General features: G+C 72.0%; 23 protein-coding genes. 5 read left to right on the forward strand and 18 right to left on the reverse strand.

Annotated elements, in window-relative coordinates:
• Positions 1–507: 507 nt before the first annotated feature.
• The 13 genes from HNR61_RS13855 to HNR61_RS13915 are packed head-to-tail and all read right to left on the reverse strand — an operon-like array spanning position 508 to position 12,461.
• Positions 508–1,038 carry a hypothetical protein gene (locus tag HNR61_RS13855; protein ID WP_182843540.1) on the reverse strand — a complete coding sequence of 177 codons (531 nt, stop codon included), beginning with the start codon at positions 1,036–1,038 and terminating at the stop codon, positions 508–510.
• Between the two features lie 14 nt (positions 1,039–1,052).
• Positions 1,053–1,703, reverse strand: coding sequence for a hypothetical protein (locus HNR61_RS13860; RefSeq protein ID WP_220509306.1), 651 nt, complete (start codon positions 1,701–1,703; stop codon positions 1,053–1,055).
• 19 nt (positions 1,704–1,722) lie between these two features.
• Complete coding sequence (locus HNR61_RS13865) at positions 1,723–2,301, reverse strand: hypothetical protein (protein ID WP_182843541.1); 579 nt, start codon at positions 2,299–2,301, stop codon at positions 1,723–1,725.
• Positions 2,298–2,849 carry a hypothetical protein gene (locus tag HNR61_RS13870; protein WP_182843542.1) on the reverse strand — a complete coding sequence of 184 codons (552 nt, stop codon included), beginning with the start codon at positions 2,847–2,849 and terminating at the stop codon, positions 2,298–2,300. The genes HNR61_RS13865 and HNR61_RS13870 overlap by 4 nt, the downstream gene beginning before the upstream one ends.
• Positions 2,846–4,096, reverse strand: coding sequence for an MCE family protein (locus HNR61_RS13875; protein ID WP_182843543.1), 1,251 nt, complete (start codon positions 4,094–4,096; stop codon positions 2,846–2,848). The genes HNR61_RS13870 and HNR61_RS13875 overlap by 4 nt, the downstream gene beginning before the upstream one ends.
• Position 4,097: 1 nt before the next feature.
• Positions 4,098–5,309, reverse strand: a complete 1,212-nt coding sequence (locus HNR61_RS13880) for an MCE family protein (RefSeq protein ID WP_182843544.1) — start codon at positions 5,307–5,309, stop codon at positions 4,098–4,100.
• Entirely contained in the window at positions 5,309–6,511 is a 1,203-nt protein-coding gene (locus HNR61_RS13885; protein WP_182843545.1) for an MCE family protein, read from the reverse strand. The genes HNR61_RS13880 and HNR61_RS13885 overlap by 1 nt, the downstream gene beginning before the upstream one ends.
• Positions 6,511–7,545 carry an MCE family protein gene (locus tag HNR61_RS13890; protein ID WP_067826237.1) on the reverse strand — a complete coding sequence of 345 codons (1,035 nt, stop codon included), beginning with the start codon at positions 7,543–7,545 and terminating at the stop codon, positions 6,511–6,513. Before HNR61_RS13890 ends, HNR61_RS13885 begins: the two co-directional genes overlap by 1 nt.
• The gene (locus tag HNR61_RS13895; RefSeq protein WP_182843546.1) at positions 7,542–8,600 is read right to left on the reverse strand and encodes an MCE family protein; all 1,059 of its coding nucleotides are present in this window, start codon (positions 8,598–8,600) and stop codon (positions 7,542–7,544) included. The genes HNR61_RS13890 and HNR61_RS13895 overlap by 4 nt, the downstream gene beginning before the upstream one ends.
• Entirely contained in the window at positions 8,597–9,874 is a 1,278-nt protein-coding gene (locus HNR61_RS13900; protein ID WP_182843547.1) for an MCE family protein, read from the reverse strand. The genes HNR61_RS13895 and HNR61_RS13900 overlap by 4 nt, the downstream gene beginning before the upstream one ends.
• On the reverse strand, positions 9,874–10,710 hold the full coding sequence (locus HNR61_RS13905; protein WP_067826209.1) for an MlaE family ABC transporter permease: 837 nt from the start codon (positions 10,708–10,710) through the stop codon (positions 9,874–9,876). The genes HNR61_RS13900 and HNR61_RS13905 overlap by 1 nt, the downstream gene beginning before the upstream one ends.
• Positions 10,711–10,713: 3 nt before the next feature.
• A complete protein-coding gene (locus HNR61_RS13910; RefSeq protein WP_067826204.1) occupies positions 10,714–11,502 on the reverse strand; it encodes an MlaE family ABC transporter permease in 789 nt (262 codons plus the stop codon).
• Positions 11,499–12,461, reverse strand: coding sequence for an ABC transporter ATP-binding protein (locus HNR61_RS13915; RefSeq protein ID WP_376770254.1), 963 nt, complete (start codon positions 12,459–12,461; stop codon positions 11,499–11,501). The genes HNR61_RS13910 and HNR61_RS13915 overlap by 4 nt, the downstream gene beginning before the upstream one ends.
• A gap of 508 nt (positions 12,462–12,969) precedes the next feature.
• On the opposite strand from HNR61_RS13915, the gene HNR61_RS13920 reads away from it, so the two are divergent.
• Positions 12,970–14,241: a PucR family transcriptional regulator gene (locus HNR61_RS13920; protein ID WP_182843549.1), complete on the forward strand. Its 1,272-nt coding sequence runs from the start codon at positions 12,970–12,972 to the stop codon at positions 14,239–14,241.
• A gap of 37 nt (positions 14,242–14,278) precedes the next feature.
• On the opposite strand, the gene HNR61_RS49895 is transcribed toward HNR61_RS13920, so the two are convergent.
• Positions 14,279–15,874, reverse strand: a complete 1,596-nt coding sequence (locus HNR61_RS49895) for a lysyl oxidase family protein (protein ID WP_220509307.1) — start codon at positions 15,872–15,874, stop codon at positions 14,279–14,281.
• Positions 15,875–16,276: 402 nt separating this feature from the next.
• Here HNR61_RS49895 and HNR61_RS13930 point away from each other — a divergent pair, with 402 nt between their 5' ends.
• On the forward strand, positions 16,277–16,933 hold the full coding sequence (locus tag HNR61_RS13930; RefSeq protein ID WP_067826197.1) for a TetR/AcrR family transcriptional regulator: 657 nt from the start codon (positions 16,277–16,279) through the stop codon (positions 16,931–16,933).
• A gap of 64 nt (positions 16,934–16,997) precedes the next feature.
• Here HNR61_RS13930 and HNR61_RS13935 read toward each other — a convergent pair whose 3' ends face one another.
• Entirely contained in the window at positions 16,998–18,458 is a 1,461-nt protein-coding gene (locus tag HNR61_RS13935; protein ID WP_182843550.1) for a flavin-containing monooxygenase, read from the reverse strand.
• 85 nt (positions 18,459–18,543) lie between these two features.
• Between HNR61_RS13935 and HNR61_RS13940 the strand changes: the two genes are divergently transcribed.
• Positions 18,544–19,152, forward strand: coding sequence for a TetR/AcrR family transcriptional regulator (locus HNR61_RS13940; protein ID WP_245681873.1), 609 nt, complete (start codon positions 18,544–18,546; stop codon positions 19,150–19,152).
• Here the strand turns inward: HNR61_RS13940 and HNR61_RS13945 are convergent, their stop codons facing one another.
• Positions 19,153–19,803 (reverse strand): TetR/AcrR family transcriptional regulator, encoded by a 651-nt coding sequence (locus HNR61_RS13945; protein ID WP_182843551.1) that lies wholly within the window; start codon positions 19,801–19,803, stop codon positions 19,153–19,155. It abuts the gene before it with no gap.
• Positions 19,804–19,913: 110 nt separating this feature from the next.
• On the opposite strand from HNR61_RS13945, the gene HNR61_RS13950 reads away from it, so the two are divergent.
• Both HNR61_RS13950 and HNR61_RS13955 read left to right on the forward strand, forming a co-directional pair.
• Positions 19,914–21,035, forward strand: coding sequence for a ferritin-like domain-containing protein (locus HNR61_RS13950; protein WP_182843552.1), 1,122 nt, complete (start codon positions 19,914–19,916; stop codon positions 21,033–21,035).
• Positions 21,036–21,067: 32 nt separating this feature from the next.
• Entirely contained in the window at positions 21,068–21,931 is an 864-nt protein-coding gene (locus tag HNR61_RS13955) for an SDR family NAD(P)-dependent oxidoreductase (RefSeq protein WP_182843553.1), read from the forward strand.
• 53 nt (positions 21,932–21,984) lie between these two features.
• On the opposite strand, the gene HNR61_RS13960 is transcribed toward HNR61_RS13955, so the two are convergent.
• Positions 21,985–22,656 carry a 4'-phosphopantetheinyl transferase family protein gene (locus tag HNR61_RS13960; protein WP_182843554.1) on the reverse strand — a complete coding sequence of 224 codons (672 nt, stop codon included), beginning with the start codon at positions 22,654–22,656 and terminating at the stop codon, positions 21,985–21,987.
• A gap of 335 nt (positions 22,657–22,991) precedes the next feature.
• Positions 22,992–23,789, reverse strand: a complete 798-nt coding sequence (locus tag HNR61_RS13965) for a hypothetical protein (protein ID WP_182843555.1) — start codon at positions 23,787–23,789, stop codon at positions 22,992–22,994.
• Positions 23,790–23,872 lie beyond the last annotated feature (83 nt).

The following is a 23,872-nucleotide window of genomic DNA, read 5'->3' on the forward strand; positions in this document are numbered from 1 at the left end:
CCGGCTCCAGGACCACCCTGTCCCGCCGTGTCGTCTAGACGGACGATATGCTGTCGGTCACATCAGATCAATGGTGTGGACAGGGCAATTTCCGCCATTTTTCAAGCATGCTCGTTTTTGTCATTCGATTAGCTTTTGATCTTCGCCTGACTGTCATCGGAAGACAAATGCCGACCGCTCCTTGTCATGGATCACCACCACGCCGAGGACTGGTCACCGTCCGTTTCGGTGAAACCTTGCACCCGCCCGTCACGGAGCGCTTGTCGCCGGGCTCAGCAGCGTCGGGCCGCACCCCTCGTCCAGGCTCGCGACCGCCGGCCGTTCGCGTTGGCGGGCGTCGCGAATGTGATTCCGTTGATGACCGCCAGATCGACGGGAGAAAGGCCTGAGCCGGATTCGGCGACCGAGACGGCATTGGACGGAGTGCAGGAGGTGACGGCCACACCGGTCGGGGCGGCGGCTGTGAACGGGCTCCGGATCGACTTGCGCATTCCCGGACCTTTCCGTTCACTGTGCGTTTCCGAGGGTGTCGATTTCGGTGATCTTCCATTTGCCGCCGACGAGGATCGCGTCCACCGCGAAGACGGCCGCCGAATACGCGGTCTTTCCCTTGTCGGTGCGGGTGTTGCGCTGGTCGGCGAAGATCAGGAGGCGGGCCCGGTCCCTGGACAGGGTCTTCACGGCCGACTCGGTGACCGTGGTGGTGAGGATCTGCCTCTGCTGCGGCGCCTGCTGCCGGACCAGGGCGAACATCTGGTTGTACTGCTGGACCGCCTTGCCGGTCAGCAGCTCCTGGGCGGCCTTCTCGGTCTTGGCCACATCGGCGTAGTTGTAGGAGAACGCCGTGTTCACCGCGTTGGTGATCTGGCCCTTGACCTCGCTGGTGCGGGCGTTGTCGCTGAGCGCGCCGTTCCGCGCCGACGGGCTGCCGGTCAGGTCGCCCGCCCGCGCCGCCGACCAGGCCGCCGTTCCGCCGAGGGCGACGGTCAGGGCTCCGAGGAACGCCACCAGGCGGATCCGGGTGATCTTCTTTTTCATCGTCGTCCCCCTGTTCAGCCCGTCGCCCCGGAGGGGGCCTGGCCCAGCGACGACAGCTTCCAGCCCGCCGCGGTGCGGGTGAGCTGCCCGGTCAGGCGGCGGGTCTGGATCGCGGGCCTGCCGTCGGCGGCGGTGATGGTGATCCGGACGGCGACGGCCACGCTCGCCTTGCCCGCGTGGGCGTCCAGCTCGGTGAGGCCCGATTCGAGGATCGTGGCGGTGCTCGTCGTCCTCGCCTTCTCCACGTCCTGCTTGAGGCGGTCGCGGCCCTGCACGATCTGGTCGTAGAGATCGGCGGTCGTCGAGTCCTGCCAGATCTTCAGCCCGGCGTCGGCGTTGCGATGGTCCAGGGTGTTGAGGTTCACGACCGCCTGCTCGGCGGCGCGCAGCGCCTCGTCGCGCTGGCGGGCGAACGCGAGCCCGTCGTCGCCGGAGGCCGCGTGGTACGACCAGCCGAACCAGGCCGCCGCGACCGCGGCGGCCGCGGCCAGCGCGACGGCCACCCTGACCAGGGGGTCCTTGCGGAGGGACGGGCCCGTGGGCCGGTCCTTGGGCGGCTCCTCGGGCGTGGCCCCGGGTTCCTTCCCGGCGGGCCGCCCGGTGTCCTTCGCCTCCGGCTCCGAGGTCTCCGGTTCGGACTTCTCGGCGGTCTTGGTATCGCTCACCTGGGTTCCATCCTTGTCGTCAGGCGGCCCGGAGGTCGCTGATCCGCCAGCCGTCGTCGTCGCGTGCGGTCACGACGAGCTGGGCGGCGACCGGCGGTCCGGTCGGCCGGCCCGCCCGGGTGGCCGTCTGGTCGAGGAACACGATCAGGACCGCGGCGCCGTCGGCGGTCCGCCGGACGACCCCGGCCCGCGTCACCCTGGTGGTCAGCGACAGCCGCTGGGTCGGCGCGCTCTGCCTGACCTGGCCGAACAGGGTCCGGTACTGGGCGGCCGCGGTGCCGGTCAGGACGCGGGACGCCGCGCGTTCGGTCGCGGCCGGGTCGCCGTGGCTGTAGGTGAAGATCTGGGCGATCGAGGCGGACAGCTCCCTGATCAGCTCGGCGTCGCCGGACCTGTCGACGAGGGCCCGGTTGACGGCCGGTGAGCCCGCCTCGCGGCGCTCGGCCCACGCGCCGACGGCCAGGCCGGTGAGGGCGAGGGCGGCGGCGAGGGCCAGCGGCCACAGCAGGAGCAGCCACCTGCGCCACAGCGGGGGGCGCGGGGCCTTCTTCGGGACGCGGACGCGGGGCGTCCGCCTGCCGTGCTCGGTCACGCTCACGGGACGCTCCCCCCGGTCGCCGGGCCCGCTGGGTTGAGGGCGGTCAGGGTGTTGACCTTCCAGCCGCCCGCGACGCGCCGCATCTCGACCTGGTAGCGCTTGCGCTGCTCGCTCTCGGGCGTGGCGGCGCCGGGCTCCCCGATCCGGACGCGCACGGAGGCGATGACCGTCGCGGTGCCCGCCTTCGCGTTCAGGTCGGTGACGGCCAGGGCCGTCACCTGCCCGCGCGCGGGGCTGTCCTGCTTGGCGAACCTGGCCCGCGCCGTCGTCATGTCGCGTTGCAGCACCTCCCGGAACGGGCCGGTGGCCTCCTCCATCCACTGGCCCATGTCCAGGTCGGCGCGCTTGGGGTCGATGCTGTTGAACATCGTCATCTGCCGGACGGCCGTGCGCGCCAGCTCGTCGCGCTCGGCGGCCAGGTCGTGGTCGGCGCCCCGGCCCGACTGGGCCAGCGACCAGCAGGAGAACGCCAGGTGGGCGGCGGCCGGGACGCACAGCGCGAACCCCAGCGGGCGCAGCCAGCGGACCGACCAGAGGTTGCGGATCATCGGGCACCGCCCAGGCCGAGCAGGCCGCGCAGGTCCGTGGCGGCCGGTTGGCCGAGGACCGGCAGGCCGGCGGCCCCCAGCAGCTCGCGGACCCGGGGATCGTCGCGGAGCGTGCCGGGCCGCGCCGGGGCCGGGACACCGCCGCGCGGGGCGTTGGCCGCGCCGCGCACGTTGATCCCGGTGCCGGGGGCCTCGGTGCAGCGCGCGTCGGCGTTGAGGCCCCGGGCGGGCGAGGTGTCCAGGCCGTTGCGGTACGGGGTGCGGCCGTAGCCGCGGGTGCAGGGCTGCGGGTTGAAGAACGTGTTGACCAGGCCGAGCCGCAGCCGCCCGTCCTGGACGATCGCCGGGCCGATCGCGGCGGCCTGCGGCAGGTTGGCGAACAGGTCCCCCAGCCCGTCCAGGCGCGCGTCGGTGAGGCGGGCGACGGTGATCAGGTTGGCCAGCAGCTCCGGCAGTCCCGGGTCGAGCTCGCGGATCAGGTCGCGGACCTCGCGGGCGGCCCCCGGACCGTCCGCGATGATCTTCCGGATGTCGCCGTCGGCCGAGCGCAGCGTCCGCGCCAGCAGCCTGGAGTTGGCGGCGAACGCCTTGAACGAGCCCATCTCCTCGTTCTGCGTCCGCAGCACGACCGTGCCGTTGTGGATGAGGCTCCGGGTCTCGGGGAAGCTCGCGTCGGACGCCGCCACGAACCGGCTGCTGGTGTCCAGGAGCGTCTGCAGGTGCGGTCCCTGCCCGGCGAAGGCCTGGCCCAGCTCGTCGACGAGCGTGCGCAGGTCGTTCAGCGGCAGCGAGGCGGCCAGGTCGTTGACGCTCTTGAGGGTCACGTGGACCGGCTGGGGGATCGTGGTCGCGCTGCGCGGGATCTGGGAGCCGTGCTCCAGGTAGGGCCGGGAGTCGGACGCGGGCCGCAGGTCCACGTACTGCTCGCCGACCGCCGAGCGGTTGGCGACGACCGCCTGGAGCGCGCTCGGGATGCGCGGCGCGTCGTCCTCGATCCGCAGTTCGGCCCGGACGCCGTCGCGGGTGAGGTCGAGCCGGCCGACCTTGCCGACCGTGACGCCCCGGTAGGAGACGGCCGACCCCTGGAACAGGCCGCCGGTCGCGGGCAGGTCGAGGCGGACCACGTAGTGGCCGCGCATCCCGACGTAGCGGCCGAGGTCGGCGTAGGCGGACCCGAGGTAGCCGAGCACGGCGACCGCGAGGACCACGAACACGACGATCTTGGTGCGGATCGCGAAGGTCAGCATCTCAGTTCCCCTCGTCGATCGTGGGCAGGGGCAGCGCCGGGCGGTCGTCCCGGACGGGGGCCCGGGGGTCCGCCGGCGTGGTCGGGGTGGTGGCCGTCGGCGTGGGGGTCGGTGTCGAGGGGTTGCTGACCGACGGGCAGGGCACCGGCAGCGGTCCCTGCGGAGGGAGCGCCTTGACGCTGAGCCTCTTCAGGTCCTCCTTCGGGTTGCCCGGCTTGACCGGCGGGATCACGCAGTCGTTGCCCCTGGACGCGACCACCGTCAGGTAGCCGTTGAGGTAGTCGCCCTTGACGCCCTTCAGCACCTCGTCGGTGAACGGGTACGTCAGCAGCACCTCCAGCGAGCGCGGCAGGTCCCGCCCGGCGTCGGACAGCTTGCGCAGGATGACCGCCAGGTCGCGGAAGTTGGCGACCGTGTCGTCCTGGCTCGCGCGGATCGTCCGCACCGCGATGTCGGACAGCTCCTCCAGGCGGCGCAGCATCCGCACGAGCCGGCCGCGCTGGTCCTCCAGCACCTTCAGGCCGGGCGACAGGTCGGTGAGGACGGTGTCGACCTGGCCGCGCCGGGCCGCGACGGTGGAGGACAGGCGGTTGAGGCCGTCGAGGGCGTCCACGATCGACCGGCGGTTGCGGTTGAGGGTGCCGGTCAGGTGGCTCAGGTTCCGCAGCGACTGGCGGACCTTGTCCTCGCGGCCGTTGAGGGCCTTGTTCAGCTCCTGGTTGATGGTGCGGATCTGCGGCAGGCCGCCGCCGGACAGCAGCATCGACAGCGCGCCGAACACCTCCTCGGTGTCGGCGTTGCGGGTGGTGCGCGCCAGGGGGATGGTCGCGCCGTCGGCGAGGCGCTCGGCGGCGGGGTTGGCGGCGGGGGCCGCGAGGCGGATGTACTTCTCCCCCAGCAGGCTGGACTGCTCCAGGTTCGCGACGGCGTTGGCGGGGAGCCTGACGTCGCCGTTGATGAGGAGGGTGACCTCGGCGTTCCAGGAGTCGCGGGGCAGCGACACCTTCTGCACGCGGCCCACCGGGACGTCGTTGACGCGGACGGCGGCCTGCGGGACGAGGTTCAGCGCGTCCTCGAACTGCACCTTCACCGTGTACGGGTGGTCGCCGAGCTTCGCGCCGCCCGGCAGCGGGATCTCCTCCAGCGACACCGACGAGCAGCCCGCCGCCAGCAGCGCGGCCAGTCCGGCGGCGACGGCTCTGAGCCCGCGCATCAGCGGCCTCCCTTCGGGGCGGTGCCGGTGTAGCGGGAACCGGCGGGCGGCAGCGGCAGCGGCGGCGCGTCGTCGGGGGCCGACGGCGGCGCGGCGGTGAGGCCGGAGGTGCGCAGCCGCTCGCACTGGGCGCGCAGCCCCGGGGTCGCCGAGCCGGCGGCGGCGCAGACCGGGCGGGTGTCGGTGGCGACCGGGTCCACGCCCGGCTGGGAGGTGCCGCCGAACGCCTTGGTGATCTCCAGCAGGTTGCCGCGGCTCATCAGCGACCGGGTCCCCGGGTCGTAGGCGTTGATGGCGTTCTGGGCCAGCAGCGGGGCGTTGTCGAGGGTCTCGGCGAGGGCGGCGCGCTGGTCCACCAGGACCTGGGTGATGTCGGCGAGCTTGTCGACGTTCTTCTTCAGCAGCCTGCGGTTGTCGACGATGAACTCCTTCACCTCGCCGAGCGCGCGGGCCAGGTTCGCCAGCGCGGCGGCCAGTTCCTCGCGGTCGGCGGCCAGGTAGCCGCTGACGTCGGCGAGGCGGCGTTCGGCCTCGCGGATGCGGCCGTCGTTGGCGCGCAGCATCTCGCTGAAGCGGTTGAGGTGCCCGACGGTCGCGTACAGGTCGTCGCTGGAGTCGGCGAGCGTCGTGGACGCCTTGCCCATCTCGGCGATCGTGGTGTTCAGCAGCCTGCCGTTGCCGCCGAGGTTGGCCGCGCCGACGCGGATGACCTCCGACAGCGCGCCCCGCGCGTTCACGCCCTGCGGGCCGAGGTCGGTGGTGAACTTGCGGACCGCGTCGTAGAGCTGGTCCAGCTCCATGGGGGTGGCGGTGCGGTCGGTGTCGATGACCGCGCCGGACGCCAGCTTCGCGCCGCCGTTGTAGGCGGGGGCGAGCTGGACGTAGCGGTCGGAGACCAGGTTGGGGGCGATGACGACGGCGCGGGCGTCGGCGGGGACGTCGACCTCGCGGTCCACGTCCATCACCACCCTGATCCTGCCGCCCTGCGGTTCCACCGAGTCGATGGAGCCGACCCTCACGCCCAGCACGCGGACGTCGGAGCCGGGGTAGACGCCGATCGCGGTGGTGAAGTAGGCGGTGACCTTGCGGCCCGCCGGCCCGGCCAGCACGGCGACCAGGCCGACGGCGACCAGCAGGACGAACACCAGCAGCAGCGCTTCCAGGACGCGGGCGCGGTTGTCGCGCAGCGGGGCGAGCACCATCAGCGGCCTCCGGTCAGGTGCGGCGGCCGGCAGCCGACGACGGGCGGCTTCCAGCGGCCGTTCTCCAGGTACTCCTTGGGGACGGTGCCGCACAGGTAGCCGTCCACCCAGCGGCCGTTGCCGGTGGCGTTGGCGACCAGGCGGGTGTAGGGGGCGGCGACCCGCAGCGCGCGGTCCAGGTTGCGCTGGTTGCGTTCCAGCAGGGCGGTGACCTGGTCCAGGGAGGCCAGCATGGGCCGGATCGGGCCGTCCAGCTCGTCGATCAGTTCGATGATCTCCTGGGCGAGGCGGCGGGTGCCGACCAGCAGGGCGTGCACCGCCTCGCGGCGGCGGCTCAGCTCGGCCAGCAGCACGTTGCCGTCCTTGAACAGGGTCTCGAACTGGGAGTTCTGGTCGGCGAGGGTGGCCGACAGCCGCTTGGTCCCGGCCAGCAGCTGCGCCAGCTCGGCGTCGCGGGAGGCGATCGTGCGGGACAGCGCCGACAGCCCGGTCAGCGCGGTCCGCACGCTCGGGGCGGTGTTCTCGAACGTCTTGGAGATCGTCGTCAGGCTCGACGACAGCCGCTCGGTGTCGAGCCGCTCGAACGTCCTGCCGAGGTCCTCGAACGCGGTGGTGACGTCGTAGGGCGCGACCGTGCGGTTCAGCCCGATCGGCCTGCGCGGGTCCTGCCGGTTCGCGCCGAGCGGGTCCAGCGCCAGGTACTTCGACCCGAGCAGCGTCTTGATCATGATGGTGGCGGTGGTGGCGTCGCCGATCCAGGTGTCCTTCACCCGGAACGTGACCGCGACCTTGTTCCCGGCCAGCCTCACGGAGGTGACCTTGCCGACCTTCACGCCCGCGACGCGGACCTCCTGGCCGTCCTTGAGCCCGGCGGCCTCGGAGAAGTGCGCGGTGTAGGCGGTGCCGCCGCCGACGACCGGCAGCTCGTCGGCGCGGAACGCGACCGCGCCGAGCAGCAGCAGCGCGAGCAGGCCGACCAGCGCCACCGCGATCGGGTTGCGGTCGCGCACCGGCTTGAGCCTCGGCGCCCTCATCCGCGGCACCTCGCGTCCTTCAGCGGGAGGCCGGTGGGCGGCGGACGCTTGTCGACGTCGGAACCGGCATAGGTGACGCCGATCAACTTGACCTCGCACTGGTAGAAGTTCATCCACGACCCGTAGGAGCCGAGGCGGGCGAGCGTCTCGGTCTTGTGCGGCAGGCGCCGCAGGAACCGCTCGACCAGCGGTTCGTCGCGGTTGAGGTTGTCGCTGAGCCGGTGCAGCCCGACGACGCTGTCCCGCAGCGGCCGGCGGCCGACGTGCAGCAGGTCGGCGGTGGCGTCGCCCAGGTCGCCGACCGCCTGGAACGCGTCCAGGATCGGCCGGCGGTCGGCGGCCAGCCCGGAGGTGAACCGCCGCACCGTGGTGATCATGTCGACGAGCTGGGCGTCGCGGGCGTTGACGGTCCGCACCACGGTGTTGAGGTTGGTGATGACCTGCCCGATCACCCGGTCGCGGCTCGCGATGGTGGACGACAGCTCGCCGACGGTGCGCAGCAGGCTCTCGACCGTGCCGCCCTCGCCCTGGAGCACCTTCACGATCGACTCCGACAGGCGGTTGGCGTCGCCGGGCGACAGCGCCTGCATGAGGGGCTGGAAGCCCTGGAACAGCTGGGTCAGGTTGAGCGGGCCGGTGGTGCGTTCGGCGGGGATGGTGCCGCCGCGCCGCAGCGCCTGGCCGGGGGTGGCGGCTCCCTGGCCGAGCGCGACGTAGCGCCCGCCGACCAGGTTGAGGTACCGCACCGAGGCGGTGACCCCGGCGGGCAGCTCCCGGTCGCGGTCCACCGAGAACCGCACCAGCGCCAGCCGCCGGTCCGTCACCCTGATCTCCTCGACCTGGCCGACCCGGACGCCCGCGATGCGCACGCCGTGGCCCGGGTGCAGCCCGGCGACGTCGGTGAACTTGGCGTAGTAGGAGACGCGGTCGCCGCTGCTGGTGTCGGTGATGCCGGCCGCCAGCAGCCCGGTGGCCAGCACCGTCACGACGATGAAGACGACCGAGTTGACCAGGGGGAACCCCAGGCCCTTCAGGCCCTGTCCGGACAGCCTCACTTCACCTTCACCTCCGCGCCCCGGTAGATCGGGCCGAGCAGCACGCTCGACCAGTCCGGCAACGACTGCGGGACCTCGTCGAGGGCGGGGCCCGCCAGCTCGTTGACCAGGTCGTTCTCGGACGGGGAGTTGGCGGGGCCGAGGCCGCTGCCGGGGGTCGCGCCGGCCTGCACCGGGTTGCCGCCCGCCGGGATCACCCGGCCGCCCGAGGACGCCAGGTAGGGGACGCTGGGGCAGCGCGGCCCGCCGCCCCCGTCGTAGCGGGGCCGGTCCCGGCCGGGCAGGTAGCGGCCCTTGTGCGGGACGGTCACGACGGTGGCGTGCACGCCCGGCCGGTCGGTGCCCTTGCCGAGGGCCCGGTCCATCTTCGGGACGAAGTCGGCCATCGTCCGGAACAGGCAGGGCGCGGCGGGCGCGTACCGGCGGCCCAGCGCCAGCGAGCCGCGGCTCGTCTCCGCCAGCTCGATGATGTTGCCGGAGTTGCGGCGCAGGAAGTCGGTGAGGTCGGCCGCCATGCCGCCGGTCGCCTCGTACAGCTCGGCCAGGCCCTGGCGCTGCTCGGCGATGGTGCGGCTGGTGACGGTGAAGTCGGTGAGGGCGTCCAGCAGGTCCGGCGAGGCGTCGGCGAGGCCGTGGGAGAAGCGCGCGAGCTGCCGGAGGTTCTCCGCCAGCGCCGGGACCTCGGGGTTCAGCTTGCGCAGGTAGGACTCCAGCTGCACGAAGTTGGCGCCGAGCTGGTCGCCCCTGCCCCGCAGGGCGGTGGACATCGCGTTCAGCGTCGCCGACAGCTTGGCGGGCTGGAGGGTGTTGAGCAGCCGCATCGTGTTGTTGAGGACCTCCGACAGCTCGACGGCGTTCTGGCTGCGGTCCTCGGTGATGACGGCGTGGCGCGCGATCGGGCGGCCGGTGCCGTTCGGCGGCGGGACCAGCGACACGAACCGGGCCCCGAACACCGTCGTCGGCAGCAGCTGCGCGGTGACGTCGGACGGGATCAGCCGCACCTGGTCCGGGTCCAGGGCCAGCAGCAGGCGGGCCCCGCCGCCGTCGGCGGTGATGGAGCGGACCTCGCCGACCACCACGCCGCGCACCTTCACGTCGGCCTGGCGGTGCATCTCGTGCCCGGCCGTGCCGGTGCGCAGCGTCACCATGACGGCGTCGGTGAACCGCTTCTGGTAGATCGCGATCGACAGCCAGATGAGCAGGGCGGGCACCAGCAGGAACGCCACGCCCGTCAGCCTCCGGCCGACGACGGTCATCGTGGTGTCGCGCGCCATCAGCCGGTCACCTTCACCGTGGTCGTGGCGCCCCAGATCGCCAGGCTGACGAAGAAGTCGGTGACGCTGATCAGCACGATCGCGGTGCGGACCGCGCGGCCCACCGCCACGCCCACGCCCGCCGGGCCGCCGACGGCGCGGTAGCCGTAGTAGCAGTGCGCCAGGATCACCATCACGCTGAAGATCAGGACCTTGACGAACGACAGCACCACGTCCTCGGGCGCGAGGAAGATGTTGAAGTAGTGGTCGTAGGTCCCGGCGGACTGGTCGTTGAACCAGAGCGTGACCTGGCGCGAGGCCAGGTAGGAGCTGAGCAGGCCGATGCCGTACAGCGGGATGATCGCGACGGTCCCGGCGATGATGCGGGTGGTGACCAGGTAGGGCAGGGAGTGGATGCCCATGCCCTCCAGCGCGTCGATCTCCTCGTTGATGCGCATCGCGCCGAGCTGCGCGGTGAAGCCCGCGCCGACGGTCGCCGACAGCGCCAGCCCCGACACCAGCGGGGCGATCTCGCGGGTGTTGAAGTACGCCGACACGAAGCCGGTGAACGCCGAGGAGCCGATCTGGTCGAGGGCCGCGTACCCCTGGAGGCCGACGACCACGCCCGTGAAGATCGTCATGCCGAACATGACGCCGACCGTCCCGCCGATCACCGCCAGCGCGCCGGAGCCGAACGCGACCTCGCTGAGCAGCCGGATCGCCTCGCGCGGGTAGCGGCGCAGGGCGCGCGGCGTCCACAGCAGCGCCCGGACGTAGAAGCCGAGCTGGTCACCCGGCTGGTCCAGCCAGGACACCAGGTGGGCCGGGCGCGCTCGGCGCACACCGGACAGGGCCATGCGTCACGCTCCCTTCGGCGGGACGACCTGGAGGTAGACCGCCGTGAGCACGAGGTTGACGAAGAACAGCAGCAGGAACGTGATGACGACCGACTGGTTGACGGCGTCGCCGACACCCTTGGGGCCGGGGCTGGGGTTCAGGCCCCGGTAGGAGGCGACGACCCCGGCGATGAAGCCGAACAGCAGCGCCTTCAGCTCCGACACGTACAGGTCGGGGAGCTGCGCCAGGGCGGAGAACGACGCCAGGTACGCGCCGGGGGTGCCGTCCTGCATCATCACGTTGAAGAAGTAGCCGCCCGCGACGCCGACGACCGAGACCAGGCCGTTGAGCAGGACCGCGACGGCGGTGCAGGCCAGGACGCGGGGCACGACCAGGCGCTGGACGGGCGAGACGCCCATGACCTCCATCGCGGCCATCTCCTCGCGGATGGTGCGCGAGCCGAGGTCGGCGCAGATCGCCGATCCGGCCGCGCCCGAGATGAGCAGCGCGACGATCAGGGGGCTGGCCTGCTGGACGACGGCCAGCACGCTGGCGCCGCCGGTGAGCGACTGCGCGCCGAGCTGCTTGGCGAGCGAGCCGACCTGCAGGGCGATGACCGCGCCGAACGGGATCGACACCAGCGCGGTGGGCAGGATCGCGACCGAGGCGATGAACCAGAACTGCTGGACCAGCTCGCGGACCTGGAAGGGGCGGCGGAACGTCATCGCCAGCACGGTCGCGGCCAGCGCGAACAACCGTCCGACCTGGCGGAGCGCGCCCGCGCCGGGTGCGGCGGCCTGGGGGGTGGTCATGGGCGGTCTCCATGGGGGTGGGAGGCGGCGCCGAGCGGCGCGTGGCGTCGGTTCTCGCGGATGGCGTGCTGGGCGGCGGGCGGCAGGGTGTGCAGCATCGCGTCGACGCGGGCGGCGTGGCGTTCCTCGGCCCGGCGAGGCGGCACGCCCGCGGACGGCCGCAGTTGCGGCGGGATCTCCACGCGGCGGCGGACGCGGGTGGCGCCGACGGCCAGTTCCTCGGCGCGCAGGGCGGCCCGCTCGGCGGCCATCGTGGCGGCGTCCTTCTCCTCCGACATGCCGATCGGGCCGTGCCGGTCGCCGTGCAGGAACTGGGTGACCACGGGTTCCTCGCTGGTCAGCAGCGCCTCGCGGGGGCCGAACGCCACCAGGTCGCGGCGGTAGAGCATCCCGATGTTGTCGGGGACGGTCGCGGCGATCTCCAGGTTGTGGGTGACGATCAGCATGGTCGCGTCGATCCGGGCGTTGACGTCGATGAGCACCTGGGACAGGAACGCGGTGCGGACCGGGTCCAGGCCGGAGTCGGGCTCGTCGCACAGGATGATCTGCGGGTCGAGGACCAGCGCGCGGGCGAGGCCGGCGCGCTTGCGCATGCCGCCCGACAGCTGGCCGGGCAGCTTGCGCTCCTCCCCCGCCAGGCCGACCATCTCCATGCGGTCCAGCACGATGCGGCGGATCTCGGCCTCGGTCCGGCGGGTGTGCTCACGCAGCGGGAACGCGATGTTGTCATACAGCGTCATCGAGCCGAACAGCGCGCCGTCCTGGAACATCAGTCCGAACATCCGGCGGGCCGGGTAGACCTTGCGGTCAGGATCGTTGACCATGTCGACGCCGTCCACCAGGACGCGCCCCTTCTCGGGTTTGATCAGCCCGATCAGCGACTTGAGGAACACCGTTTTGCCGGTGCCCGACGGCCCCAGCATGACGCTGACCTCGCCCGCGGGAAGAGTGAGCGTCACATCCCGCCAAATGGTCTGGGAGCCGAACGATTTCGTCAGCCCCTCCACCGTTACCTCAATTCCCACAGCACCACTCCAGCCTGCCGAAAGCCCAGTTCAGCAGGGCTTCCATGGGTCGTGGCCCGGTGGCCCGCAATGGTCCGCGTCGACGCTGACGCCACGGCCGCACCATCGGCCCAGGTCGTACGCGAGGACGTTACGGCGCGGATCACCGGCAACTCAATAGGCCGGACGGAAATTTCCGGAGGATTCGCCGATGGGGACCCGGTTTTGTCACCGACTCAGTGGTTGATCATGGATATTTCTCACTTGGTGAGTACCGGCGGGTAACGCTCCGGGGGATGCTTGCGGATGGAACGACTATCACTTGGTTAGTACCGGGCGGACATCTCTGTTATCTGGCGAGTAAATGAGGGCCGAACGGCGGGGCCGGCTTGTCAGGGGCTTTCGGCCACTTTATGTTCTCGGTGTTCTCGCCCGGCTCCGGCCCGTCGCGGAGGTGCCGCCCTTGTCCCAGACACGGCTGTCCCAGACACGGTCGCCCTCGCCGCCGCCGTCCCGGGCGCTCGACCTCACCGGCCCGGACCCGGCGCCCGTCCCCGCCCGGCTGGCCGATCTGATGCGCGCCCAGCTGCCGGAGGTGGTCGCCGACGTCGTCGCGGAGATCCGCCGCACGATCCCCGAGTACGACCGGCCCGAGAACTCGACCTACGACCAGGTGCTGCGGCTGGCCGCCGAGACGCTGACCGCCTCGTTCGTCGAGAAGATCGCCGACCCGGCGGCCTCGTCGGCCGAGCGCGACGAGACCTGCCGCTCGCTCGGCCACTTCGAGGCGGTCGAGGGGCGGTCGCTGGACCATCTGCAGGCGGCCTACCGGACGGCGTTCCACGTCGCCTGGCGGCACACCGTCACCGTCGCCGAACGCGAGGAGATCCCCTCCGGCGTCGTCGCCTCGGTGGTGGAGGCGATGCTGCTGTACGTCGACGACGCCATCGCGCTGGCGCGGGCGGGGCACCGGCAGGCGCAGGAGCACGCCGACACGCGCCGCCGCGAGCAGCGCACCGAGCTGCTGCGGCTGCTGCTGCGGCGCCCCCCGGTCGCCGTCGGCGCCCTGGAGGAGCCGGCGCGGGCGGCGGGCTGGTGGCCGCTGCCCGTCGAGGCCACGATGGTCGCGGTGCACCCCGACGCGCCCTGCACGCGGTCGGCGCTGGACTCCGACGTGCTCACCGACCTGGACGCCGCCGAGCCGTGCCTGCTGGTGCCGGGCCCGCTGACGGAGGCGCGGCGGACGATGCTGCGGTCGGCGCTGGCGGACGCCAGCTCGGTGATGGGGCTGACGGTCCCGCTGGAACGCGCCGCGCACTCGCTGCGCTGGGCCCGCCGCACGCTGGCGCTGGCCGAGGAGGGCGTCATCCGCGACGGCTCGCTCGTCCCGTGCGAGGAGCACCTGGTGACGATGTGGCTGCTGTCGGACGTCCCGCTGGTGGAGGAGCTGGCGCGGCGGCACCTGGCGCCGCTGGAGGACCTGTCGGGCGGGGCGCGGCGCAAGCTGACCGAGACGCTGGCGGCGTGGGTGACGACGCGGGGCACCGCGATCGAGATCGGCGAGCGCCTGAACGTCCACGCCCAGACGGTGCGCTACCGGCTGCGCCAGCTGGAGGCCCATCTGGGGGACGCGCTGGAGGACGCCGACGCGCGCTTCTCGCTGGAGGCGACGCTGCGGGCCGCGACGCTGAACCGCAGGCGGGCGCTGGGGAGGCGCGGGACACCCGGCTCGTGACGGGTGCCCCGCGCTCTGTCGTCGGTGACCGGACGGATCAGGGACCGGACTGGGGCGGGCGGGGCGAGGCCGGCGGCGGGGTCTCCTTGACCAGGCCGACCTGGGGCACCGTCACGGTGCGCTTGCCGGCGGTGCCGCCGATGACCACCTTGCGGTAGGACACGTTGTTACCGGTGTCCAGCTCGTGCAGGCGGCGCACCGGGTTGGCGGTGACCTTGATGTGGTAGGTGCCGTTCTTGATGCCGGTCAGGTCGAACGCCTGACCCGGCAGGAACTGGTCGTAGGTGTCGCCGGAGCCGACCTCCAGCACCTCGCGGATCGACGCCGACCACTGGGAGCCGCAGGCGGTGGACAGGTCGGTGTTGCTGGGCCGCCACTTGGCGTAGGGGATCGTGTAGTCGACCGCGTCGGTGTTGGCCAGGCAGAACGACTCCTTCTGGCTCTTGACGACGTGCTTCCTGGCGGCGTCGGTCAGGCTGTAGTTGGCGAAGTCCAGGAAGTGCCAGTGGATGTGGCCGGGGCGCGGGTCCCACTGGAAGTCGCCGGTGCGGACGTGGCCGACCTCGTTGCCCTTGGCGTCGAAGAAGTACTGGTAGGCGTCCATCGTGTCCTTGCCGGGACGCCGGAACCCGTCCACCACCAGCGGCGAGGTGCCGCCGTTCCACACGGTGGCGGCGAACGTCAGGTAGTCGCGCTTGACCTTCGGCTTCTTCGGGTCCGGCGCGATCCGCTGGACGACGATGTTGAACGCCGGGAGCGAGCGCAGGTCCGGGCGCGGCCCGGCGGCCGGCGTGCGGCCCGCGCCCTTCGGCGGCGCGGCCTTGGGCTTGGCGACGTTGGCGGGCGGGCGCTTGGCCAGCTCGTCCCCCTTGCCCTGGACGCGCAGCCAGTGCGCCAGGTGCCCGCCGGCGGGGACGCGGGAGCGGGCCCGCTGCTCGGCCGACCGGGCGCGGGGGTCCTGCCGCTTCACCGTCAGCTTGACGGTCTTGGCGCCGCCCGTGATGCCGAACGCGTCCCGGTACCTCTTCGCGATCTCGACCTTGGCGGTGTACCTGCCCGGCGGCAGCTTGACCGGCGCCACGTACCCGCCGTCCTGGACGTTGGCGGCCCATCCTCCCTCGACGCCCAGCACCGTGCCGAGCGCGAACGCCTTGGCCGGGCCCTCCGGGCAGGCGGTCGGGTACCCGCTCCGCGTCGGGGCGTCGGGCCGCAGGCGGCTGGGCTCGTAGGTGTTGGGGCAGAACGCCGTGCTCTGGTCCACGACCTTCTTGCCCTTGGCGTCGGTGACGGTCGTGCGGACCATGTCGGGGAAGCCGGTGAAGTCGTTCACCAGGCCGTTCGGCAGCCTGCGCTGCTTGACCCGGCCGCCGTGCCGGATGATCTGCGTGGCGGTGATGGGCTCGTGGTAGGACCTCCGGTTCAGCCGCACCTCGAACGGCGCCCGGTCGGCGGCCAGGTAGGCGCCGATGGTGAGGTTGACGTTGTTCTGCCGGTCGCTGTCCAGGACGGCGCTCGGCGAGACCGTCATCAGCCGCAGCGAGCCGGGCGCCGCCTCCTCCGCCTGCGCGGGCAGGCCCACGAGGATGTAGCCGGCGGCGGCCGCGGCGGCCGTCAGGACGACGGTGGTGCGCACGCCGTTGCGTGTGATGGCGATGGTGCCACCTCCATGTTCCGCGCCGCGGCGTCGCGGCGCGCCCGGCGTCCGAGCGGGGACGGGGCCGGGGTTCCGTTGGGGGGTGACCACGGACCGCCTCAGTCCGCATCCGCTCGCTCCTTCGGATACGGACGCCCCTGAGCCGAGGCGGTCCCGTACGTGGTCGCATGGGTAGATGTCCGGACAGGACCAAAAAGTTGCACCAGTGGCGCGGGTTTTTTCTGACGTCTCCCGTGACGGGGCCGTCCCGCACGGCTCTGACAGAATCCGTGCGCGACCCGGCGGTGCGCCGGATACCCTGATCATCAGGTCAGACCGGGCGGCGCTGCGCTCCCCTTCGGAGCGTCCCCGGCCCAAGGCAGGACGGAGCAACCCACTCCCATGCCCACGTCGACGTGGTTCAGGCTGAACGTCGCCAAGCGCGAGCGCGTGCTGGAGGCGGCGATGCGCGAGTTCGGGGAACACGGCTACTCGACCGGCAGCCTCAACACCATCGCCCGCGAGGCGGGGATCGCCAAGGGCTCGCTGTTCCAGTACTTCACCGACAAGCTGGAGTTCTTCGCGTTCGTGTGCGACGAGACGTCGCGGCGGATGCGCGAGGAGATGGAACGCCGCATCGTGCGGCTCGACTTCGACCAGACGCTGGACGAGTGGCTGGTCGACGTGCTGTGCGAGTGGACCGAGTACATCGCCGAGCACCCCCTGGAGCGCGCGGTCACCGCCGCCACCAACTTCGAGCTGGACAACAACGTGCGCTCGGTGGTGCGCGACACCGCCAACCAGCACTATCTCCAGGTCATCCATCCCACGTTGAAGCTGTGGAAGGAACGCGGGGAGATCCGCCCCGACTCCGACGTCGACGTGCTGGCGACGCTGCTGCTGATGCTGCTGCCGCACCTGGCGCTCGCGCCGTACTACGACGGGCTGGACCCGGTGCTGGGGCTGCGGGGGCGCACCCCGGCCGAGCAGCGGCCGATCATCCGGCAGATCATCGCGGGCATCCGCCCGCTGTTCGCCCCCGACCTCCAGGGCGGCTGACGGCGGGGACGCGGGCGGGGGCCGTCGCCGGCGGCGAGGCCCCCGCGGGGAACGACGGGCGTCGTCAGCGGACGAGGTACTCCTCTTCCCTGACCTTGCGGCTGCCCGCCCAGAACTCGAAGGTGTGGCCCGGCCACAGCGTGCGGTTGACGCCGTTCTCGTCCAGGTACCAGGAGTGGCAGCCGCCCTCGTTCCAGACGGCGCGGCGCAGGCGGCGCTGGAGGCGGTCGTTGAAGCGGCGCGCCGCCTCGGGCCGGGGCTCGATGGTGTCGGCGCCCCTGCGCTGGAGAAGGCGCAGGCAGCCCAGCACGTGCTGGATCTGCACCTCGATCATGAACACGACCGAGTTGTGGCCGAGGCCGGTGTTGGGGCCGAGCAGCATGAAGAAGTTCGGCATGTGGGGGACGGTCGTGCCGTGGTGGGCCTCGATGCCGTCGGCCCACACCTCCTGGATCTTGATGCCGTTCCGGCCGGTCACCCGCAGCTCCGACAGCGCGTCGGTCACCTTGAAGCCGGTGCCGTAGATGATGCAGTCGACCTCGTGCTCCACGCCGTCGGCGGTGACGATGGAGTTCTCCTTCACCTCGGCGATGGCGGAGGTCTCCAGGGTGACGTTGGGCCTGGTCAGGGCCGGGTAGTAGTCGTTGGACAGCAGGACGCGCTTGCAGCCGATGGTGTAGTCGGGGGTCAGCTTGGCGCGCAGCTCCGGGTCGCGGACCTGCTTGTTGAGCTGGTGCAGGGCCAGCCTGCGCATGGCCCCCGACAGGCGCGGGTCGATGGTGAAGCCGACCGCGCGGGCCTCCAGCGTCCAGTAGATGCCGTTGCGGAACGCGCGGGCCGCGCCGGGCACCGTCGCGAACATCCGGCGGACGGCGGCCGGGATCCTCTTGTCGGGCTTCGGCTGGATCCACGGCGGGGTGCGCTGGAACAGCACCAGCCTCTCGGCCTTCTCGGCGACCTTCGGCACGAACTGGATCGCCGACGCGCCCGTCCCGACGACGGCGACGCGCTTGCCGGTCAGGTCCTGGTCGTGGTCCCACTCGGCGGAGTGGAACGCCGCGCCCCGGAACCGCTCGGCGCCGGGCAGGTCCGGGTAGGACGGGATGTGCAGCGCGCCGATGCCGGAGACGATCGCCCTGGGGGTGAGCGTGGCGCCGTCGGCGAGGCTGACGGTCCAGCGGGCCGTCTCGTCGTTCCACTCCATCGCCTCGACGTGGCTGTGGAAGCGGATGTGGTCGCGCACGGCGTACTTGTCGGCGGTGCGCTCCATGTAGGCGCGGATCTCCGGCTGCGGGGCGAACATCCGCGACCAGTGCGGGTTCAGCTCGAACGAGAACGAGTACATGTGCGACGGCACGTCGCAGGCGCACCCGGGATAGGTGTTGTCGTGCCAGGTGCCGCCCAGGGCCTCGCTCTTCTCCAGGACGACGAAGTCGTGGAAGCCGTTCTTCTTGAGCTGGATCGCCATCCCGAGCCCGGCGAAGCCGGAGCCGATGATGACGATGGCCGGGGATCGCTCGCTCATGCCGTGCCCTCTCACCGATAACCTACTCCCAGTAAGTTACTTCGAGTAGGTTACTGACGGTAGATCCAATAGATAGGATTTTCGTGTGAGTGGCACCACACCGCGCCGCAGGCGGATGTCACGGCCCGAACGCGAACGGCAGATGCTCGACGTCGCCGAGCGGGTGTTCGGCGAGCGCGGGTACCAGGGCGCCTCCATGGACGAGATCGCCGAGCGGTGCGGCGTGTCCAAGCCGATGATCTACGAGTACTTCGGCTCCAAGGAGGGGCTGCTCCAGGCGTGCCTCGACCGCTCCAAGGCCGAGCTGTTCGAGGTCACGCAGAAGGCGATGGCCGGGGCGACCGATCCCGAGGACATCCTGTGGCGCGGGATGCGGGCCTACTTCGGGTTCATCGACTCGCACAGCCTGACGTTCGCGATGCTGCTGCGCCAGCCGCTGTCGGTGCCGCAGCAGGGCGTGGACGCGGTGGAGGCGGCGCGGCGGCAGCAGAGCGAGCTGATCGCGGCCACGCTGGCGGCGTTCGCCCCGCACGCCCCCGAGGCGGTCGTCACCGCCTACACCGAGATCATCATCGGCGCGTCCGAGCGGCTGGCGCTGTGGCGCACCGGCCATCCGGAGGTGACGGTGGACGAGGCCGCGCGCTACATGACGGACTTCTGCTGGCGCGGGCTGTCCCCGTACGTCGCGGAGTGATCAGCGGGGCAGGTTCCGCACGGCCGCGATCAGCAGGTCCAGGCCGAACTCGAAGTCGGACTCGGCGTCGTTGCGGGTCAGCTCCGGGGCGAGCGCGATGACGTGCGGGAACTCCGCCGGGTCCAGCGTCGCGAACGACTCGGTCGGGTCGCCCGGCAGGCGGTCGAGCATCTTCGCCATGCCGACCTCGCGCATCTGCGCGCCCAGCGCGTAGGCCATCAGCGCCCGCATGATCCGCACGGAGGTGGGCCCGTCGAAGCCCGCCTCGGCGGCCAGGGCCAGGGCGCGTTCGGCGGGGCGCATCCCCATCGGGAAGTCGATCCTGTGGCTGAGCACGACCGTCATGCAGCGCGGATGGTCGTGGGCGACCTTCCGGAACGCGCGCACCAGGGCACGGGCGCGGTCGGCCCAGTCCTCGGCCGGGTCGCCGCCCAGGTCGATGCCCGACACCACGTGCTCGGCGACGCCCTGCAACAGCGCGGCCTTGCCGGGGACGTGGTTGTAGAGGGACATCACCGCGACGCCGAGCTCGGCGGCGACGGCGCGCATGGACAGCGCGTCGGGGCCCTCGCGCTCGATCAGGTCGACGGCGGCGCGCACGATGCGGGCGCGGGTGAGGGCCGGGCGCGGCTCCGCCGTTCCGGGGTCCATGAGGTCTCTCCTTCGCACCGTTGACACTGTAAGTGACGCATGACACGGTACGTACAACGTACGTCGAACGTACACCGTACGTCCGCCCGCGTCCTCGCCGTGGAGGCCCCGTGTCGACCCATGAGCTGTACACCCGACCCGCGCCCACGTCCACCTGGAACGTCCCCCTGACCGGCGACGCCCGTTTCACCTGGGAGTACGACGACGGCCGCGACCGGCTGCTGGCCCTGTACCAGAAGGGCAAGGACCGGCAGTGGGACTCGGTGAAACGCATCGACTGGGACCTGGAGGTGGACCCGCACGACGTGCTGGGCGTCCCCGACCAGGCGCTCGCGATCTACGGGACGCCGTACTGGGACAGGATGGGCGAACGCGACCGGGGCGAGCTGCGGCGGCACTCGGCGTCGTGGCAGTTCTCCCAGTTCGTGCACGGCGAGCAGGGCGCGATGGTCACCGCCGCGCGGATCGTGGAGTCGGTGCCGGACCTGGACGCCAAGTTCTACTCGGCGACGCAGACGATGGACGAGGCCCGGCACGTCGAGGTCTTCTCGAAGTTCCTCCAGGAGAAGATCGGGATGGTCTACCCGATCAACACCAACCTCCAGGGCCTGCTGGACGAGACCCTCCGCGACTCCCGGTGGGACATGCCCTACCTGGGGATGCAGGTGCTCATCGAGGGGCTGGCGCTGGCGGCGTTCGGCGTGATGCGCGACATGACGACCAAGCCGCTGCCCAAGCAGATCCTCGCGTACGTGATGCAGGACGAGGCGCGGCACGTGGCGTTCGGGCGGCTGGCGCTGCGCGACTACTACAGGGAGCTGTCGGCCCCGGAGCTGAAGGAGCGCGAGGACTTCGTCGTCGAGGGCTGCTACCTGATGCGCGACCGCATCCGGGGCCGCGAGATCTGGGAGAACTTCGGCGTCCCGGTCGCCGAGGTGGACGAGATGGTGCGGAACTCGCCGTACATGCGGGCGTTCCAGAGCCTGCTGTTCAGCCGGATCGTGCCGTGCGTGAAGGACATCGGGCTGTGGAGCGACCGGATCCAGGCGACGTTCGAGGAGATGGGCGCGCTGGACGCCGCCCGGTCCGACCTGGACGCGCTGATGCGCCAGGACGAGGAGATCGCCGAGCGGCTCGACGCCGAGCGCTTCGCCGCCGAGGAGGCCGAGCGCAAGGCGGAGGTGGACGCGGTGATCGCCGATGAGATCGCCCAGGGGGCGGCTTCCTCGTAGGCTGAGGCGACCCCCACCCCCTGGAGGTCGTCATGCCCCTCGCGCACTTCGACGGCGCCCTCGCCGTCATCACCGGCGCCGGCTCCGGCATCGGCCGCGCCACCGCGCTGGCCCTGGCCGAGAACGGAGCCACGGTCGTCGCCGCCGACCCCGACCTCGCCTCCGCCGAACGCACGGTCGTCCTCGCCGAGGCGCTCGGCGCGAAGGGCGCGGCCTACCGCGTGGACGTGGCCGACGGGGCGGCGATGGAGGCGTTCGCGGCGGAGGTGAGGAACGCCCACCGCACGCCCGACATCGTGGTCAACAACGCGGAGATCGTGATGGTCGGGCCGTTCCTGAGGCACTCCGCGGAGGACTGGGAGCGCGTCATCGGCGTGAACCTGTGGGGGGTGATCCACGGCTCGCGCCTGTTCGGCGGGCAGATGAGGGCGCGGGTGGCGGCGCTGCCGGCCAAGCCGGAGAAGCCCAACTTCGGCGGCCACATCGTGAACGTGGCGTCGGCGTCGGCGTTCGCCCCCTCGTCCGCCCGGCCCGCCTACTGCACGACGAAGGCGGCGGTCCTGATGCTGTCGGAGTGCCTGCGCGCGGAGCTGGCGTCCTCCCGCATCGGCGTGACGGCGGTCTGCCCCGGCCTCGTCACCACGGGCATCGCGCGGCACGCGGTGCCGCCGGGCGCCGACGAGGCGCGGGCGCGGTTCGTCGCCCGCGCCGAACGCCTCCTGCGCCTGCGCTCCCACCCGCCGGAGAGGGTCGCCGACCAGATCGTCAGGGCGATCATCAAGAACCGGCCGGTGGTGACGGTGAACGCCGAGGGCAAGGCCCTGCGCGCCGTCTCCCGCACGGCCCCGCCCCTGCTCCGCCTCCTGGCCCGCCACTCCCCGGCCCCCCAGCCCTGACCGCTCCCCCGGGCCGGTGGGGCGCCGCGCTCGCCGGGGCGTCCCGGTCCTCGTCAGAGGAGGTCGGTGGTGGGGCGTTCCCTGAGGGGGGCCGTCCCGGGATGGTCCAGCAGGGCCAGGGCCGCCGGGTGGGTGTCGTCCGGGGTCAGGGTGCGCAGGGTGAAGCGGGACGGCAGGTCCGGGCGCTTCTTCCAGGCCAGCAGGCGCGGAGGGGCGTCGGGGGGCGAGACGTGCAGGTCGGTCATGGGGACGCGCAGGCCGTCGCCGGTCGCCTTCAGCAGGGCCTCCTTGCGGACCCAGTAGGTGAGCAGGGCCTGCTCGGTGGGGGCGTGCTCGTCCTCCGACAGGACGTGGGGGGTCACGTCCAGGCCCAGGCGGCGGGTGCTCTGCTCCACGTCCACGCCCAGCGGGCCGTGGGGGGAGATCGCCACGGCCACCAGGTCCCCCGAGTGGGAGACCGACAGGTGGGGGCCGTCCGGGAGCCGCGGGGGGCCGTGCGGCTCGTCGCAGTCGGGGCAGGTCCGGGTCAACGGAACGTGTTCTGGCGCCGTGCCGAGCAGCTCCGCCAGGGCCAGGCGGGTGGTCACCACGCCCATGAGGAAGCGGGCCCTGTCCTCCTCGCGCAGATAGCGGGCGTGGCGGGCGCGTTCGGTCGGGTTCAGCAGGGACAGCAGGGCGGGGGTGGCGGAAGATCGGAAGGCCCACCAAACGGTAACTGGTTCCACTTCTCTCCATTCGTCCCGGAGCGCGGATTGGCACATTAACCGACGGCTCGTTCCGCGCAATTCCCGGTCCTGACACGGCACGGGCCGCGGAGCGTAAGCCCCGCGGCCCTCTCGGTCGGGAGTTCCCTCCCCCTCGTCCGGGACTAACGCACCCAGGACACTCCAGCCCGTTGTGCGGACACTGGCGTCGACCTCCTCCTCAGGCGTTCGCCACACCGGTCACCCATGCTCTCACGGGTCACGCCCGGCGTCTCCCTCCCCTTTACTGAAACACCATAGAAGGGATTGACAGCGCATATGGCATGATCGGCCAACGTCGGTCAAGGAGGTGTCGTTCAGCGGAACTCTCCGAGCACTTCCCGGGCCACCTGCGTGGCCTTGGCGAGACAGCCGCGTTCGCGTTCCTCGGCCTCGCCCTTGCCGGGGGCCTGCTCGCTGTAGCTGACCGTGACGACGACGTTCCGGACGCGGGCGGTGACCTGGCCGACCGCCGTCGGCTGGCCCCGGTCGACCTTGAACTGACGGTAGGCCTCGTCGCCCAGTCCCCGCTGGGGTTCCAGCGTCCTGGTCTCGGCCTGGGCGTCGTTGCGGGCCTGGGTCTGCTGGGCGCTGTAGTAGCGCCGGGCGTCCTCCAGCGGGGCCGCGTGGTCGCCGGGGCTGTAGAGCCGCGCCTCCACCCACAGCCATCGGAACCGGCCACCGGTGGAGGTGTAGGTGCAGGTCGCGAGGATCGGGTTGGCGCTCTCGGAGCGGCGGGCCGAGGGGACCAGGCGCCGCACGGTCGCGGCGGCCACCATCCCGCACGGCGCGGGCAGCCTGGTGATCGGCGCCGCCTGGGACGGGGGCGCCGGGGGGCGGCTCGTCGTCGGGGCCGGGCGGCTCGGAGCCGGGCCACTCGGGGCGGGGCCGCTCGGGGCGGGGTCGGTCTCCGGCGGCGCGGTCGCGGACGGACGTCCCGGCGCCGCCGTCGGGCTCTCGCCGCGGGATCCCAGCCAGAACACCGCGCCCGCGGCCAGCACGAACGACACCACCGCCACCAGCAGCGCCACCAGCCGAGGGCGGCGGGCGGGCGACGGCGGCTCCGGAGCCGAGTAGACCCGTCGGAACGGCTCCGACGGACGCGGCAGGCCCACTCCCGCACTCCTCACTCCCCCGACGGCCCCTATATCCCTCGAAAAGGTAATCAGCACGGCGCTTCGGGCGCCAGGGGCCCGGT

It is taken from the genome of Actinomadura kijaniata, from assembly GCF_014138665.1.
In the GTDB taxonomy this organism is placed as follows: domain Bacteria; phylum Actinomycetota; class Actinomycetes; order Streptosporangiales; family Streptosporangiaceae; genus Spirillospora; species Spirillospora kijaniata.

What these genes read in the sequence shown, in the direction of transcription:
- HNR61_RS13870 (WP_182843542.1), bottom strand. Translation starts at nt 2,849, where the DNA reads ATGATCCGCAACCTCTGGTCGGTCCGCTGGCTGCGCCCGCTGGGGTTC.
- HNR61_RS13935 (WP_182843550.1), bottom strand. Translation starts at nt 18,458, where the DNA reads ATGAGCGAGCGATCCCCGGCCATCGTCATCATCGGCTCCGGCTTCGCC.
- HNR61_RS13885 (WP_182843545.1), bottom strand. Translation starts at nt 6,511, where the DNA reads ATGGTGCTCGCCCCGCTGCGCGACAACCGCGCCCGCGTCCTGGAAGCG.
- HNR61_RS13855 (WP_182843540.1), bottom strand. Translation starts at nt 1,038, where the DNA reads ATGAAAAAGAAGATCACCCGGATCCGCCTGGTGGCGTTCCTCGGAGCC.
- HNR61_RS13945 (WP_182843551.1), bottom strand. Translation starts at nt 19,803, where the DNA reads ATGGACCCCGGAACGGCGGAGCCGCGCCCGGCCCTCACCCGCGCCCGC.
- HNR61_RS13890 (WP_067826237.1), bottom strand. Translation starts at nt 7,545, where the DNA reads ATGAGGGCGCCGAGGCTCAAGCCGGTGCGCGACCGCAACCCGATCGCG.
- HNR61_RS13875 (WP_182843543.1), bottom strand. Translation starts at nt 4,096, where the DNA reads ATGCTGACCTTCGCGATCCGCACCAAGATCGTCGTGTTCGTGGTCCTC.
- HNR61_RS13910 (WP_067826204.1), bottom strand. Translation starts at nt 11,502, where the DNA reads ATGACCACCCCCCAGGCCGCCGCACCCGGCGCGGGCGCGCTCCGCCAG.
- HNR61_RS13905 (WP_067826209.1), bottom strand. Translation starts at nt 10,710, where the DNA reads ATGGCCCTGTCCGGTGTGCGCCGAGCGCGCCCGGCCCACCTGGTGTCC.
- HNR61_RS13900 (WP_182843547.1), bottom strand. Translation starts at nt 9,874, where the DNA reads ATGGCGCGCGACACCACGATGACCGTCGTCGGCCGGAGGCTGACGGGC.
- HNR61_RS13880 (WP_182843544.1), bottom strand. Translation starts at nt 5,309, where the DNA reads ATGCGCGGGCTCAGAGCCGTCGCCGCCGGACTGGCCGCGCTGCTGGCG.
- HNR61_RS13955 (WP_182843553.1), top strand. Translation starts at nt 21,068, where the DNA reads ATGCCCCTCGCGCACTTCGACGGCGCCCTCGCCGTCATCACCGGCGCC.
- HNR61_RS13930 (WP_067826197.1), top strand. Translation starts at nt 16,277, where the DNA reads ATGCCCACGTCGACGTGGTTCAGGCTGAACGTCGCCAAGCGCGAGCGC.